This is a genomic window from Microbacterium sp. USTB-Y (genome assembly GCF_023703415.1).
Lineage (GTDB): Bacteria > Actinomycetota > Actinomycetes > Actinomycetales > Microbacteriaceae > Microbacterium.
In genome coordinates this window covers 344,972-359,533 of the sequence record NZ_JAGMTU010000004.1, presented here as the reverse complement: position 1 = coordinate 359,533, position 14,562 = coordinate 344,972, and the positions used below count along the sequence as shown (strand labels likewise).

10 protein-coding genes are annotated in these 14,562 nt (G+C 69.9%); 5 read left to right on the top strand and 5 right to left on the bottom strand.

Annotated features, from left to right (window positions below; all coding sequences use genetic code 11):
• Window positions 1–54 precede the first annotated feature (54 nt).
• Window positions 55–1,467: a dTDP-4-dehydrorhamnose reductase gene (gene rfbD, locus J8G10_RS12345; RefSeq protein WP_251445113.1), complete on the bottom strand. Its 1,413-nt coding sequence runs from the start codon at window positions 1,465–1,467 to the stop codon at window positions 55–57.
• On the bottom strand, window positions 1,467–2,465 hold the full coding sequence (gene rfbB, locus J8G10_RS12340) for a dTDP-glucose 4,6-dehydratase (RefSeq protein WP_251445110.1): 999 nt from the start codon (window positions 2,463–2,465) through the stop codon (window positions 1,467–1,469). The genes rfbD and rfbB overlap by 1 nt, the downstream gene beginning before the upstream one ends.
• A 92-nt stretch (window positions 2,466–2,557) precedes the next feature.
• Here rfbB and rfbA point away from each other — a divergent pair, with 92 nt between their 5' ends.
• The 5 genes from rfbA (at window position 2,558) to J8G10_RS12315 (ending at window position 9,524) form a co-directional block, all read left to right on the top strand.
• Window positions 2,558–3,427, top strand: a complete 870-nt coding sequence (rfbA, locus tag J8G10_RS12335; RefSeq protein ID WP_251445107.1) for a glucose-1-phosphate thymidylyltransferase RfbA — start codon at window positions 2,558–2,560, stop codon at window positions 3,425–3,427.
• Window positions 3,428–3,505: 78 nt separating this feature from the next.
• Entirely contained in the window at window positions 3,506–5,446 is a 1,941-nt protein-coding gene (locus J8G10_RS12330) for a rhamnan synthesis F family protein (RefSeq protein ID WP_308220698.1), read from the top strand.
• On the top strand, window positions 5,439–7,367 hold the full coding sequence (locus J8G10_RS12325; protein WP_285814264.1) for a rhamnan synthesis F family protein: 1,929 nt from the start codon (window positions 5,439–5,441) through the stop codon (window positions 7,365–7,367). The genes J8G10_RS12330 and J8G10_RS12325 overlap by 8 nt, the downstream gene beginning before the upstream one ends.
• Window positions 7,368–7,419: 52 nt before the next feature.
• Window positions 7,420–8,334: an ABC transporter permease gene (locus tag J8G10_RS12320; protein WP_251445098.1), complete on the top strand. Its 915-nt coding sequence runs from the start codon at window positions 7,420–7,422 to the stop codon at window positions 8,332–8,334.
• Window positions 8,334–9,524 carry an ABC transporter ATP-binding protein gene (locus J8G10_RS12315; protein ID WP_251445095.1) on the top strand — a complete coding sequence of 397 codons (1,191 nt, stop codon included), beginning with the start codon at window positions 8,334–8,336 and terminating at the stop codon, window positions 9,522–9,524. Before J8G10_RS12320 ends, J8G10_RS12315 begins: the two co-directional genes overlap by 1 nt.
• 9 nt (window positions 9,525–9,533) lie before the next feature.
• Here the strand turns inward: J8G10_RS12315 and galE are convergent, their stop codons facing one another.
• The 3 genes from galE to J8G10_RS12300 form a co-directional block, all read right to left on the bottom strand.
• Window positions 9,534–10,556, bottom strand: coding sequence for a UDP-glucose 4-epimerase GalE (gene galE, locus J8G10_RS12310; RefSeq protein ID WP_251445092.1), 1,023 nt, complete (start codon window positions 10,554–10,556; stop codon window positions 9,534–9,536).
• A 90-nt stretch (window positions 10,557–10,646) separates the two neighbouring features.
• Window positions 10,647–12,779, bottom strand: coding sequence for a glycosyltransferase (locus J8G10_RS12305; RefSeq protein ID WP_251445089.1), 2,133 nt, complete (start codon window positions 12,777–12,779; stop codon window positions 10,647–10,649).
• Window positions 12,780–12,788: 9 nt separating this feature from the next.
• Window positions 12,789–14,399, bottom strand: coding sequence for a DUF2142 domain-containing protein (locus J8G10_RS12300; RefSeq protein WP_251445086.1), 1,611 nt, complete (start codon window positions 14,397–14,399; stop codon window positions 12,789–12,791).
• Between the last annotated feature and the right edge of the window lie 163 nt (window positions 14,400–14,562).

Below are 14,562 nucleotides of genomic sequence, written 5' to 3'. Positions count from 1 at the left end.
GCACGCTCCTGGTGAGCGGCGGCGCCGGCGCGGTCTCGGGTGCCCGGCGCGGTCTCAGGCGCTCAGGTATCGAGCGAGCGCCGCGTCCTGATCGCTCGGCGAGAAGCCGGTGCCGGTGATCCGCGTCAGATCGAGGACGCTGTTGCGCGGCCGGGGCGAGACGGGGGCGCTCGCGGAGGCGAAGTACTCCTCCGTGCTCACGCCGGTGATCCGCGCGGGGTCGTGCCCGGTCGCGGAGAACACGGTGCGCGCGATGTCCGCCCAGGTGGCGGGCTCGCCGGACCCGGTGACGTTGTAGACGCCGTACGGCGCCTCCGTGCGCAGCAGGTGCGCGATGGCCCGGGCGATGTCGTCCGTGAACGTCAGGCGGCCGGTCTGGTCGTCGACGACCTTCGGGTCGATGCCGCGCTCGGCGAGCGAGGCCATCGTGCGGACGAAGTTCTTGCCCTCGCCGATGACCCACGACGTGCGCAGGATGTAGTGCCGCGGGGCGGTCGCCGCGGCGATGTCGCCGGCGGCCTTGGACTGACCGTAGACCCCGAGCGGCGCCAGGGCGTCGTCCTCCCGATAGGGCCGGTCGGCCGTGCCGTCGAAGACGTAGTCGCTCGACACGTGCACGAGCGTGATGCCGTTCTCGGCCGCGATGCGGGCAAGGCGCGCAGGGCCCTCGGCGTTGGCGGTCCATGCGTCGCGACGACCCTCGGGGGTCTCCGCGAGGTCGACGGCCGTGTAGGCGCCGGCGTTGATGATCGTGCCGTAGTCGCGCCAGCGGCGCGCCGTGCCGAGCTGCGCGTCCGCCAGGTCGAGATCCGCGCGCGTCGCGTACTCGATGTGCGCCGCCTCGCCGAGTTCGGCGCGCAGGGCGAGGCCGAGCTGACCGTTCGCGCCGACCACGAGGATCTTGCGCGGCGCGATCGGGGTGACGTCCGCGAGACGCGGATGGTTCTTGTCCTTCTCGGAGATCTCGACGTCGGCGAGCGGGATCGGCCAGTCGATCGCGGCCGTCTCATCGGCGAGGTTCAGGAACGAGTAGCTCGCGTCCGGCGACCAGTGGTCGTTCACGAGGTAGGTGTACGCCGTGTCCGGTTCGAGCGTCTGGTACGAGTTGCCGACCCCGCGCGGCACGAAGATCGCACGCGAAGGATCCAGCTCGATCGTGAAGACGGTGCCGAAGCTCTCGCCCTCGCGCAGATCCACCCAGGCGCCGAAGATGCGTCCGGTCGCGACCGAGACCCACTTGTCCCAGGGCTCCGCATGGATGCCGCGCGTCGTGCCGACGGCGTCGTTGAACGAGATGTTGTTCTGCACCGGGCCGAAGTCCGCGAGGCCGAGCGCGGTCATCTTCTCGCGCTGCCAGTTCTCCTTGAACCATCCGCGCGCATCGCCGTGCACCGGCAGCTCGAGGACGATCATGCCCGGGATGGGCGTCTCGACGACCTGGAGCTGCTTGCCGAACTCGACGGTCATCACTGTCCCTTGGTGGCGTAGAAGGCCTCGGTGGCGTCCTTCGAGGGCGCCCACCAGGCCTCGTTGGCCCGGTACCAGTCGATGGTCGCGGCGAGCCCGGACTCGAAGTCGGCGTACTGCGGGGCCCAGCCGAGCTCGGTGCGGAGCTTGGCCGAGTCGATCGCGTAGCGCAGGTCGTGCCCGGCGCGATCGGTGACGTGGTCGTAGGCGTCGCGGGGCTGGCCCATCTGCTCGAGGATGAGCTCGACGACGTCCTTGTTGTTCCGCTCGCCGTCGGCGCCGATCAGGTAGGTCTCGCCGATGGCGCCCTTCTCCAGGATCGTCATCACGGCGGAGGAGTGATCGTTCGCGTGGATCCAGTCGCGCACGTTCTCGCCGGCGCCGTAGAGCTTGGGCCGGATGCCGCGGATCACGTTGGTGATCTGACGCGGGATGAACTTCTCCACGTGCTGGTAGGGGCCGTAGTTGTTCGAGCAGTTCGAGATCGTCGCACGCACGCCGAACGAGCGCACCCAGGCGCGCACGAGCAGATCGGATCCGGCCTTCGTCGACGAGTACGGGGAGGAGGGGTTGTACGGGGTGCTCTCGGTGAACCGCTCCGGGTCGTCGAGCTCGAGGTCGCCGTAGACCTCGTCCGTGGAGATGTGGTGGAACCGGCGGTCGTGCTTGCGGGCCGCTTCGAGCAGCGTGTACGTGCCGACGATGTTCGTGTCCAGGAACGGACGGGGGCTGTGCAGCGAGTTGTCGTTGTGCGACTCGGCCGCGTAGTGGACGACGGCGTCGGCGTCGGCGAACAGCGTGTCCACGAGCTCGGCATCGGTGATGTCGCCGTGCACGAAGGTCACCCGGTCGGCGGGGAGACCGTCGAGGGAGGCGCGGTTGCCGGCGTAGGTGAGCGCATCCAGCACGGTGACGTGGTGTTCGGTGTTCTCCACGACGTGGTGGACGAAGTTCGAACCGATGAAGCCGGCCCCGCCGGTGACGAGCAGTCTCTGCATGACTTCCAGGGTAGTGGGGCGTCGGGGCCGCACCGGTGCGGCAGCGGGGGCGAATTCCCAGGATGACGGGGCGGATGGGGGAGAATGGCTCCATGCGTGGAATCATCCTGGCCGGTGGCACCGGCTCCCGGCTGCACCCGATCACCCTCGGCACGTCGAAGCAGCTCGTCCCTGTCTACGACAAGCCGATGATCTACTACCCGCTGTCGACGCTCATCCTGGCGGGGATCCGCGACATCCTGCTGATCACCACGCCCCACGATGCAGAGGCGTTCGAGCGCCTCCTCGGCGACGGCTCGCGCTTTGGCGTCTCCATCACGTACAAGACGCAGCCCTCTCCGGACGGACTCGCGCAGGCGTTCATCCTCGGGGAGGAGCACGTCGGATCCGACTCGGCGGCCCTCGTGCTCGGCGACAACATCTTCTACGGCCAGGGGATGGGCACGCAGCTGCGTCAGTACACCGAGCTCGACGGCGGCGTCGTGTTCGGCTACTGGGTGGACGACGCGACCGCCTACGGCGTGGTCGAGTTCGACGATGCGGGACGGGTGGTCTCCCTCGAGGAGAAGCCGGCCCAGCCCAAGAGCAACTACGCCGTGCCGGGTCTCTACTTCTACGACAACGACGTGATCGAGATCGCGAAGAACCTGAAGCCCTCTCCGCGCGGCGAGCTCGAGATCACCGACGTGAACCGCGAGTACCTCGATCGCGGCAAGCTGCAGGTGCAGCTGCTCACCCGCGGCACGGCCTGGCTGGACACGGGGACCTTCGACTCCCTCGCCGAGGCGACCGACTTCATCCGCACCGTGGAGAAGCGACAGGGGCTCTCGATCGGCTGCCCGGAGGAGGTCGCCTGGCGCATGGGCTTCCTCACCGACGACGAGCTGCGCGAGCGTGCGGAGCCCCTCATCAAGAGCGGCTACGGCGCGTACCTGCTCAAGGCCCTCGCCCAGGGTCGCTGAACCGCCACGATCTAGGATGATCCGCGGTCGTCGTGCAGGACGCGACGACCGGACGACCCGTGTTCTTATCCGGAGCTGATGCGCCTCATGACTTCCCTTCCCGTGCCGGTGGTTTTTCCTGTGGGTGGTCGTCGGTTGGTCGTGTATGTGGTGTGGGATCGGCGTGGGGGTGTGGAGGATTTCGTTCCTTTTGCTCTGGCGGGGTTGCGGGAGCAGGGGTCGCGGGTTCTGGTGGTGGTGAACGGTTCTCTGTCGGAGGAGGGTCGGGCCAAGCTGGAGCCGGTGTCGGATGAGATCCTGGTGCGTTCGAATGCGGGGTTCGACATCTGGGCGCACAAGGAGGCTCTGGATCATGTGGGGGAGTCGATCGCGGAGTTCGATGAGGTTCTGCTGACGAATGACACGTGGTTCGGTCCGGTGGGGTCGTTCGGTCCGGTGTTGGATCGGATGGCGGGGCGGCCGGTTCATTTCTGGGGCATGACGGATCATGTGCGGCAGGAGCCGAATCCGTTCACGGGGAAGGGTGTTCTTCCGTATCATCTGCAGTCGTTCTGGATCGCGGTGCGGCGGGAGATGTTCCTGTCGGAGGCGTGGCGGCGGTATTGGGCGGAGCTGCCGGAGATGCCGACGTATTTCGATGCGGTGCTCAAGCATGAGGCGGTGTTCACGGAGGTGTTCGCCGACGCCGGCTTCACCCACGACGTCGCCTACCCGGAGAGCGACTACCCGACCGAGCACCCTGCGCTGTTCAACGCCGATCTCCTCGTCGACGACGGCTGCCCGCTCGTCAAGCGCCGTCCGCTCTTCCACTATCCGCCGTTCCTCAACCGCCACGCGGTGAGCGGGCGCCGGGTGGTCTCGGCGATGGCCCGGCACGGCTACCCGGTCGACCTCGTCTGGCGCAACCTGGCGCGCAACGTCCAGCCCAAGGTGCTCAACACCGATGCCGGCATGCTCGAGGTCCTCTCCGACGAGGCGCGGGAGCCCGATCCGGAGCACCCGCCCCGCCTCGCCGCGGTGGCGCACCTGACCAAGACCGACGACGTCCCCCGCGTCATCGGTGCCCTGCGGGCGATCCCGCATCCGTTCGACCTGTACGTCACCCTGACCGACGCCGGAGCCGTCGAGGAGGTCGGCGCAGCCGTGGCAGGGCTCGGCCTGACCGGGCTGGCCGCCGTCGATGTCCGCGTGGTCCCGCCGGAGGGGCGCGACATGAGCGCGCTGCTCATCGGCTGCCGGGACGTGCTCGCCGAAGACCGCTACGACCTGATCGTCAAGGTGCATGGTCGCACCCCGAGGCAGCGGTCCGCGAACGCGCGGCGCTACTTCTCCCGCTACCAGCTGGAGAACCTGCTGAACTCGCCCGGCTACGTCCGCAACGTGCTCGCGCTGTTCGCCAAGGAGCCGGGACTCGGCGTGGTCTACCCGCCGATGATGCACGTCGGCTACACCCTCCCGGGGCGTGCCTGGTCGTTCTACCTGCCCCGGGCGAAGCAGATCTGCGAGAGCCTCGGGATCCAGGTTCCGCTCGACGGCATCTCGCCCCTCGCGCCGTACGGCGGCATGTGGATCGGGCGGCCGCAGGCGATCCGGCGCCTGGTGGAGGCCGGATTCCGTCCCGCCGACTACGCGAAGCCGACCTCGAAGGCCGTACCGGCGCTCGCGAAGGTCATGGAGCGGCTCGTCTCCTATGCGGCCGGGGAGGACGGCTTCCACACCCGGACGGTGATCACCGGCGAGCACGCGGCGATCAGCCACACCTCGATGGAGTACAAGGTCGATCAGCTCGCCTCCACCACTCCCGGCTACCCGCTGGAGCAGATCCAGTTCCTGCACCGGGCCGGCTGGTTCGGGACGGGCGGTGCGGTGGCGATGCTGCGGATGTACATGAACATCAATCACCGTGACGTGGTGCTCCGTCTGCACCCGGTGCTGCACCCGATCGGGCGGTTCGCCCGATTCGGGCTGCGTACGGCCAAGGCCGCGGTGCGGACGGTCAAGGGGGGTCGCGATGACTGAGGCAGCCGTGCCGGTGGTTTTTCCTGTGGGTGGTCGTCGGTTGGTCGTGTATGTGGTGTGGGATCGGCGTGGGGGTGTGGAGGATTTCGTTCCTTTTGCTCTGGCGGGGTTGCGGGAGCAGGGGTCGCGGGTTCTGGTGGTGGTGAACGGTTCTCTGTCGGAGGAGGGTCGGGCCAAGCTGGAGCCGGTGTCGGATGAGATCCTGGTGCGTTCGAATGCGGGGTTCGACATCTGGGCGCACAAGGAGGCTCTGGATCATGTGGGGGAGTCGATCGCGGAGTTCGATGAGGTTCTGCTGACGAATGACACGTGGTTCGGTCCGGTGGGGTCGTTCGGTCCGGTGTTGGATCGGATGGCGGGGCGGCCGGTTCATTTCTGGGGCATGACGGATCATGTGCGGCAGGAGCCGAATCCGTTCACGGGGAAGGGTGTTCTTCCGTATCATCTGCAGTCGTTCTGGATCGCGGTGCGGCGGGAGATGTTCCTGTCGGAGGCGTGGCGGCGGTATTGGGCGGAGCTGCCGGAGATGCCGACGTATTTCGATGCGGTGCTCAAGCATGAGGCGGTGTTCACGGAGGTGTTCGCCGACGCCGGCTTCACCCACGACGTCGCCTACCCGGCCGCCGAGATCGGCACCAAGAACCCCTCGCTCTATCGGGCAGAGGCGCTGCTGGACGCCGGGTGCCCGATCCTGAAGCGGCGGCCCTTCCTGCAGTGGCCGCCCTACCTGGATCGCCATGCGGTCGTCGGCCGGTGGACGCTGGAGAAGGCGGCTGAGCTGGGGTATCCGATGGAGCTGTTCTGGCAGCACGCCGCGCGGACCATCCCCCCGAAGGATCTGAACACGGACGCGGCTGCGCTCGAGGTGCTGCCGGACGCCGACGTGTCCTACGACCCGGCGCACCCGCTGCGCACGGTCGTGCTCGCGCACATCTTCTACGTCGAGATGACGGACGAGATGCTCGATCGCGCCGATACGCTCCCCGGCGGCTACGACCTCGTCGTGACCACCCCCGATCCCGATCGCGCCGAGGGCGTCCGCGAGGCGATCCGCCGCCGCGGGCACGCCAGGGGCGAGGTCGAGGTCCGAGTGCTGGAGTCGAACGACGGCCGTGACCAGAGCGCGTTCCTCATCGCCTGCCGCGACGTGCTGCTCTCGGGCCGCTACGACCTCTTCGTGAAGATCCACTCGAAGAAGACACCGCAGGACGGGTTCAACATCGGGCGCCACTTCAAGGAGCAGCAGTTCCTCAACCTCCTCGACGGGCCGGGCTACACCGCCAACCTCGTGGCGCTGTTCCAGCGCGAGCCCGGGCTCGGGCTCGTCTTCCCCCCGATGATCCACATCGGCTACCCCACGCTGGGCCGGGGCTGGTCCGTGAACAAGGAGGGCGCCCAGGCTCTCTGCGATGAGCTCGGCATCCGCGTCCCGCTGGACGACGTGTCGCCGCTCGCGCCGTTCGGATCCATGTACATCGGTCGTCCCGAGGCCCTGCGGATCCTGCTCGAGCACGATTGGACCTTCGCCGACTTCGGCGGGGCGGAGGCGTATCGCGACGGCGGCCTCGCGCACATCCTCGAGCGGCTGCCGGTGTACGCGGCGGGGGAGCTCGGGTATCACGTGCGCACGGTCGCGACGGCGGAGTACATGGCGCTCAGCCACACGACGATGGACTTCCTGCTGGACGAGCTCTCGGCGACCACGCCCGGCTACGCCTACGAGCAGATCGAGCTCATCCGCAAGGCCGGGTTCGTCGGTACCGGATCGGCGCGCGACTTTGCGAGAATGTACATGCGCGTCAACTTTCCCGGAACCGGCGCGCGGTTGCGCAGCGTCATGGCCTCACCGAGCATCGTCGGCAAGGTCGCCCGAGCGGTCAGGAGACCGCGGACGGCCCTGCGGCGGGTCCTCGGTCGATGATGACCGTGCCGGATCCGCAACCGCAGCCCTCTGAGACGGGAATCACGGAAGTATGAGCACATTGGACACGACGGAAAGATTCGCGCGCGTCGCCGCCGAGCCGTTCTCCACGATCGACGCCCGCGGGCTGCGCGTCCGCGGCGGCAAGATCCGCGAGATCATCTCGCGCCGCCAGCTGCTGTTCCTCCTGGTCCGTCGCGACCTCCAGGCGCGCTACCGGGACAGCGTGCTCGGATTCCTCTGGACGGTGATCCGCCCGCTGATCCAGTTCCTGATGTACTACCTCGTGCTCGGGCAGTTCCTGCGCGCGGCGGAGGGGGTCCCGAACTTCGCGATCTACCTCTTCTCCGGACTCACGATCTTCGGCTTCTTCAGCGACATGGTGTTCGGCGCGACCGGATCCATCGTCGGCAACGCCGGGCTGGTGAAGAAGATCTACGTCCCGCGGGAGGTGTTCCCGCTCGCCAGCATCGGCGCGGCGGGATTCATGTTCCTCGTCCAGCTGCTCGTGCTGCTGGTCGCCGCGATCGGCTTCCGAGCGCTTCCGGCACCCGTGGAGATGCTCTGGTTCTTCCCGTCGCTGTTCGTGGTGATCGTCTACGGGGTCGCGATCGGCCTGCTGCTCGCCGCGCTGAACGTGTACCTGCGCGACATCCAGTACCTCACCGAGGTCGTGATGATGCTCGCGATGTGGGCGTCCCCGATCGTGTACTCGTACTCCATGGTCCGCAGCGCCCTGGAGCGCTTCCACCTGCCGACCTGGATCCTCGAGGTGTACGCGGCCAATCCCCTCACGATCGGCGTGCTGGGCTTCCACCGCGCCTTCTGGGGCGCGGGCACCGACGCCGACTATCCGGCGAACCTCGGACTCCGCATGCTGATCGCTGCCGTGATCGGCGTCGTCCTGCTCTGGGGGGCGCACCGTGCGTTCACCCGGATGCAGGGGAACTTCGCGCAGGAGCTGTGATGACCGACAACGACAACCGTCCCGACATCGTCCGCCTGAACGGCGTGGTGAAGGAGTTCCGCGTCCGCAAGGACAACAGCCTCAAGGACAGGATCGTCCACTTCGGCAGGCTCGGCGAGGAGCACCGCTCGACGTTCACGGCCGTCAGCGACGTGACGCTCGCGATCGAGGCCGGGACGACCGTGGGTCTGCTGGGTGCGAACGGATCCGGCAAGTCCACCCTGCTCAAGCTCATCGGCGGCATCGTCTCGCCGACCCGCGGCACCGTGCAGACCCGCGGGCGGATGGCGGCCCTGCTCGAACTCGGAGCCGGATTCCACCCCGACCTGAGCGGGCGGGAGAACGTCTACCTCAACGCCTCGCTGCTCGGGCTCAGCCGGGAGCAGATCACCGCGCGCTTCGACGACATCCTCGCCTTCAGCGGCATCGGCGAGTTCATCGACACCGCGGTCAAGTTCTATTCGTCCGGCATGTACGTCCGCCTCGCCTTCGCGGTCGCGGTGCACACGGATCCCGACATCCTCCTCGTCGACGAGGTCCTCGCCGTGGGCGACGAGGCCTTCCAGCGCAAGTGCATGGAGCGCATCGCGCAGTTCCGCCAGGAGGGACGCACCATCATCCTGGTCAGCCACGCCGCCAACCAGGTGCAGGAGCTCTGCGACCGCGGCATCGTCCTGAGCCACGGCGAGGTCGTCTTCGACGGGGACACCAACGAGGCGGTGCGGGCGCTGCGCAATGTGCTGGAGGGGCGCCGTGCGGACGAGGCCGCGCCGGACGAGACGCAGCACCCCATCCAGGTCAAGAGCATCGAGCTCCTCGACGCCGCCGGCGAGCCCACCTCCGAGATCGGGATCGATGATGCGCTCACCATCCGCATCAACGTCGACGGACTCCACCGGATCGAACGCTGGGAGGTCGGGTTCAGCATCGACACCCCGCTGGGGCAGATGGTGCTCGCCAGCAACACCGAGATGATCGGGGTCACCCTCGATCCGATCGACGGACCGCAGTCCGTCGACCTCACCATCGAGAGCGTGCACCTCGGCGAGGGGCAGTACTACGTGAACGCCAACGCGGCGGGCGTCAGCGAGCCGAGCTCGCACGGCCTGTCGCAGGGCATCATGTTCTCGGTGCGCGGCGGGGGTTCCAGCGTGGGCAGTGTCTCCGCCCGCGTCGCCCTCGCCGGCTGACCCCGGGGCTCAGCTCGCGGCGTCGTAGCCGTTCGGATTCGCGGACTGCCAGCGCCAGGCGTCCCGCGCCATCTCGGCGATGCCGCGGGACGCGCGCCAGCCGAGCTCCTCCGCGGCGCGCGTCGTGTCGGCCCAGGCCTGCGCGAGGTCGCCGTCGCGGCGGGGCAGCACGCGCGAGGGGATCGGACGCCCGGAGGCGGCCTCGAAGGCCGCGATGAGCTCGAGCACCGAGGTGGCCCGGCCCGTGCCCAGGTTCCAGGCGCGGACGCCCTCGTGGTCGCGCAGGTGCTCGAGCGCGGCGACGTGCCCTTCGGCGAGGTCGACGACGTGGATGTAATCGCGCTCCCCGGTGCCGTCCGCGGTGGCGTAGTCGTCGCCGAACACGCCCACCTCCGCGAGCCGGCCGACCGCGACCTGGGCGACGTAGGGCGCGAGATTGTTGGGGATCCCCCGGGGATCCTCCCCGATGAGGCCGCTCTCATGCGCGCCGATGGGGTTGAAGTAGCGCAGCAGGGCGATGCGCCAGCGCGGATCGGCCTGTGCGACGTCCGTGAGGACGCGCTCCAGCATCACCTTGGTCTCGCCGTAGGGGTTGGTGGAGCCGAGCAGGCCGCCGTCCTCCCGATACGGCGCCGGCTGGTGGTCGCCGTACACCGTCGCGGACGAGGAGAACACGAGGGTGCGCACATCGTGCCGGTCCATCGCCGCCAGGAGCGAGAACGTCGTCCCGAGGTTCTCGGAGTAGTAGCGCAGCGGCTGCGCCACGCTCTCGCCGACCGCTTTGAGCCCCGCGAAGTGGATCACGGCGTCGGGACGCTCGGCGGCGAAGACGGCGTCCAGCGCCTCCCGGTCGGCGACGTCCAGGCGGTGCACCGTCGCGTGCCGCCCCGTGATGCGGGCCACGCGCTCGAGGGATTCCGGGGAGCTGTTCGCGAAGTTGTCCACGACGATGACATCGTCGCCCCGCTCGAGGAGGGTGAGGACCGTGTGGGATCCGATGTAGCCGGCTCCGCCGGTGACGAGTACGCGCACAGATGCTCCCTGAAACTGGACGGCCCTGAAGCGGGACAGGTCCTTCGATGCTACTGGCTCGCGTCGCGGGACACGGAACGACCGATCGGGTCAGATGCGGGCAGCGGCGGCCATCACATCGTCGAGGAGCGTGCGCGCCCGCGCGTCGAAGGAGTGCTCGGCGCGGATCCGCTCGGATCGTTCCGCGATCTCCGCGTCCGTCCCGAAATGCGTGTCGAGCGGCGCCGCGGTGAGCTCGAGCAACGCCGGCACGTCGGCGTAGGTGCGAACCGCGGATCCGAACAGCTCGGCGATCCCGTCGACCTCGTCGCTGATCGCCCTGCCTCCCGCCGCGACCACGTCGAAGAGGCGGTTCGAGACGAACCCCTCGCGCTGCATGGCGGGCCAGTGGTCGTTGAGGACGGCGCCGGCGGCCTCGTAGACGGCCGGGAGACGGTCGTTGGCGATGTGCGTCGCGGCGATCGCCGAGCCGGGGATGTAACCGCGCCAGTCCGGGCCGTACACGCGGACCGGGCGGCCCGCCCGCACCGGTTCGACGACCGAGGGGCGGGCGATCCCCCGTGCCGTGCCGACGAAGACGAGGTCCGCGGTGCGCGGCAGCCCCTGCGGACGGAACCGGTGCGCGTCGGTGCACTGCAGAAGCGGCCGCACGGCAACGCCGAATCGCTCGGTCGCCCGGCGCGCCCACGGCGCCGAAGCCGCGTAGACCGTGTCGGCGTCGCGGACCTCCTCGGCGGTGACCTCGTCGGGGTGGCTGATGATCCACAGGAGGCGATGGGCGGCAGGCGGAAGCGCCAGCTCGTGCGGGCCCCGCAGGGACAGCACGACGTCGTCGAGGTCTCCCGTCGCCCGCGCGAGGGCGGGGCGCGCGTCCACGGCCGCGTACTGACCGAACCGTTCCAGAGCGGCGGCGAGCGAGCGGGCGAAGTGCGTCTCGCCCCAGGACTCGCCACGCGGTCCGGCCGGCGCCCCGGTCTTGATGGCCCAGCGCAGCCGAGGCACCACGGTCCCGTCGGGGAGAGCGAAGGACTCGGGATGGCGGAGCATCCGCGGCACATCGCCGGGGGGCGACAGGACGAGCCCGCGCCGGGCAGCCGGTGCGGGGGAGTCCTCGGCGTCCGCGGGCATCAGCGGGGGACGTGACGGCGCCCGGCCGCGCACCGCCGCCGCCGTGAGGGTGCGGGGCTCTCCGTCCCGTCCTGCCGTGTAGGCGCGCACCGGTGCGTCGAGGGCCGCGACGGCGATCTCCGCCGCGGCGCCTTCGACGTCTTCGCGGGGGTGCCCGGACCAGGCGCGCCAGGGGCGCCCGTCGCGGACGAGGATGCCGGCGGACACGAGAGTGCCGTCGGGTCCGAGCCAGATCGGCGCGACCGGGCCGCCGGAGGCCGAGACGAGTGCGTGCAGCGACGCGGCGTCGAGGATCCCACCGGGGTCGCGTTCGATCACCCGGACCCCGGCGGCGACGGCGCCGGGGGAGTCGGAGATGCGCTCGGTCAGCACGATCCGAGGGTCGCCGAGCGCGAGTTGCGCGGCGAGGAGGCGCACGTCGGCGGGGGCGTCGCCGACCGCCAGCACGAGCCGCCGCGAGTCCCGGTCTGCGCCCTCCGCGTCGAGCACCTCGAGGGGGGCGCGCAGCGCCGCCGCATCCGCGTCGGCGGCGTCGAGGGTCCATCGCAGCACGAGGGATGCGCCGGTGAGGTCGACCGGCGACGCGTCGGCCGAGCCCTCCAGCACGGACCGTGCGGCTGCGTGCAGGTCGGCCAGATCGACCCGTGCTCCGCCGCGGAGCGGGACGGACGCGCCCGCCTCCAGCGCGCGCCACGCCGATGCGAGCGGGGAGCCGGGGACGGCTGCGGAATCCGCGCGCGCGGCGTGCGCGGGGGCGTCCCAGGCGAGCGATGTGTCGATGCGTGCGGGGTCGGTCACCAGGTACGCGTACAGCGCGGGCACCCGCGCCGAGTCCGGGAGCTGCTCTGAGACGAGGCGCTCGGAGAACAGCGGATTCAGGCTCAGTCCCCGTCGGAAGCCGCCGGTGACATAGGCGCGGACCGCGCCGCGCGGCGAGACGGCCCTGCCCAGCTGCAGTGCGACGTACGCGACGTCGACGACCCGGGCGCGACGGATCGTCCGCGCCCACCAGAGCCGATCCGCCGCGCCGAGCAGCGGGCGCAGCACGGGCAGGGAGCGCGCGGCGCGCCAGAGTCGTCGCAGGCGGGTCAGCACCCCTGGAGTCTAGGCGGTCCGCGGCGACGACTCGGGCGACGCCGTGGCGGAGGCGGTGCCGGTCGCGTCGCGGGAGGCGCCGGGGGCGGCATCCGCAGAGGGGGCGACGGGGATGCTCTCGCCCGCGGAGCCGGAGGGCCCTGCGGGGGCGTCCGAGCGGGCGCGCAGCGTGGCGGAGCGCGCGAACACGGCCATGGTCACGGCGAAGGCGCCCGCGCCGATCACCCAGGTGATCAGCGGCGTGGGAGCCGAATGCCACCACCAGGCGACCTGGCCGCTCAGCCGCATCGTCCCCTGACCGGTGTAGCGGTGCATGTTGCCGTAGAGGGCCACCGCGTTCGCGACGCTGAGCAGCCCCGCGATCAACCAGACCTGGGGACCGGAGAGCAGGATGCCCGTGCGCTCCCGGCCGCCCGGCGCCTCGGAGGGCGCGAGGACCGTCGCGATGAGCAGGGTGAGCAGCGGGAGGATGTAGCGCGGCTGCACCTCGTAGCCGACCACCACATTGCTCGAGACGAGGATGTAGAGCGGCACGATGAGGGCTGCGGCAGCGACGCCGAGGACGGCGACGAGCTTGCGCCAGCCCTGCCAGCGGAAGGCGACGAAGAGCACGCCGCACACGCTGAGCAGCGCCCCCGCCCAGACGACGGGCTGGAGCAGCGTGTCGAGCCAGCCCAGGCCCCAGCCGAGTCCGTAGATGCCCGCCCAGAGGTTGGGCATCGCGAGCAGGTTGGCGAGGATCAGGGCGGCCCGCGAGCTCGTCGCCGGCGTGTGCCCCATCCCGCCGATCGCGAGTCCGGTCTGGCCGGCTCCGAGGAAGGCCACCACGGCCAGCACGACCAGGGCGACGGGCAGGAGAGCGCGCAGGAAGAAGTCCCGCTCGCGGCGGAAGGAGAGCACCAGGGCCGCGCACACCGCCACCACGACATATGCCGCGCTGTCGCCCCGGGCGCCGAGTCCGAGCAGGGCGGACAGGACCGTGATCCCGCCGAGGGCGACCGCACGCCAGCCGCGGGATGCCAGGTAGCCGAGCATCGCGGGGAACATGATCGCCATCGAGATGATCGACCAGCTGCTGGGGTTGGCCGACGGGATGAGGAACATCGCCAGGGGCACGGCGGTCAGCGCCGCACCGGCGGAGAGGGTGAAGCGGAACCGACGGGGGAGCAGGCGCCAGGTGCCGACCATGAGCACGGAGAACAGGGCGGCGTTCACGAGCCGGATCGCGATCGTGGACGCCGCGACATTGTCACCCGCCAGGTGCGACATCCACCAGTAGAACCCCTGCGGGTACTGGTGGGAACCCGCATTGAGGCGATCCGTCTCCGCGAGGCGGAAGCCCTCGTCCAGGTATCCGGGACCCTGGCAGGACGCGTTGACCTCGGGATGGAACGCATAGCAGGTCGACTGGATGATCTTGTTCGGGACCTGCCAGTGCTTCGCGTCGGAGCCCGGCTCGCACAGTCCCTCCCGGACGCCGTCACCGCACCAGATGCTGGCGAGGTGGAAGTCGTCGTCGGGTGCGGCCCCGACCGGAGAGCTCAGCGACCAGGCGCCGAGGGAGAGGAATAGGGCGAGCCCGGCGAGGACGGTGGTCAGCAGTCGGGCGATAGGTGTCATGGTTCTTCTCGTTCCGGGAGGGCTCGGGCGGGAGAGCTGTGACGGACGAGTCATGGCGAGAGCGATGCCGATCACGGTGAGGGGTGCGCCTCCGCGACGATGATACCCGGCCCTCCGCCGCGCGTCTGGGAGGTTCTCGCTCGGAGTGCGCTGATACCCTCGG

What these genes read in the sequence shown, in the direction of transcription:
- rfbD (WP_251445113.1), bottom strand. Translation starts at nt 1,467, where the DNA reads ATGACCGTCGAGTTCGGCAAGCAGCTCCAGGTCGTCGAGACGCCCATC.
- rfbB (WP_251445110.1), bottom strand. Translation starts at nt 2,465, where the DNA reads ATGCAGAGACTGCTCGTCACCGGCGGGGCCGGCTTCATCGGTTCGAAC.
- rfbA (WP_251445107.1), top strand. Translation starts at nt 2,558, where the DNA reads ATGCGTGGAATCATCCTGGCCGGTGGCACCGGCTCCCGGCTGCACCCG.
- J8G10_RS12330 (WP_308220698.1), top strand. Translation starts at nt 3,506, where the DNA reads ATGCGCCTCATGACTTCCCTTCCCGTGCCGGTGGTTTTTCCTGTGGGT.
- J8G10_RS12325 (WP_285814264.1), top strand. Translation starts at nt 5,439, where the DNA reads ATGACTGAGGCAGCCGTGCCGGTGGTTTTTCCTGTGGGTGGTCGTCGG.
- J8G10_RS12320 (WP_251445098.1), top strand. Translation starts at nt 7,420, where the DNA reads ATGAGCACATTGGACACGACGGAAAGATTCGCGCGCGTCGCCGCCGAG.
- J8G10_RS12315 (WP_251445095.1), top strand. Translation starts at nt 8,334, where the DNA reads ATGACCGACAACGACAACCGTCCCGACATCGTCCGCCTGAACGGCGTG.
- J8G10_RS12300 (WP_251445086.1), bottom strand. Translation starts at nt 14,399, where the DNA reads ATGACACCTATCGCCCGACTGCTGACCACCGTCCTCGCCGGGCTCGCC.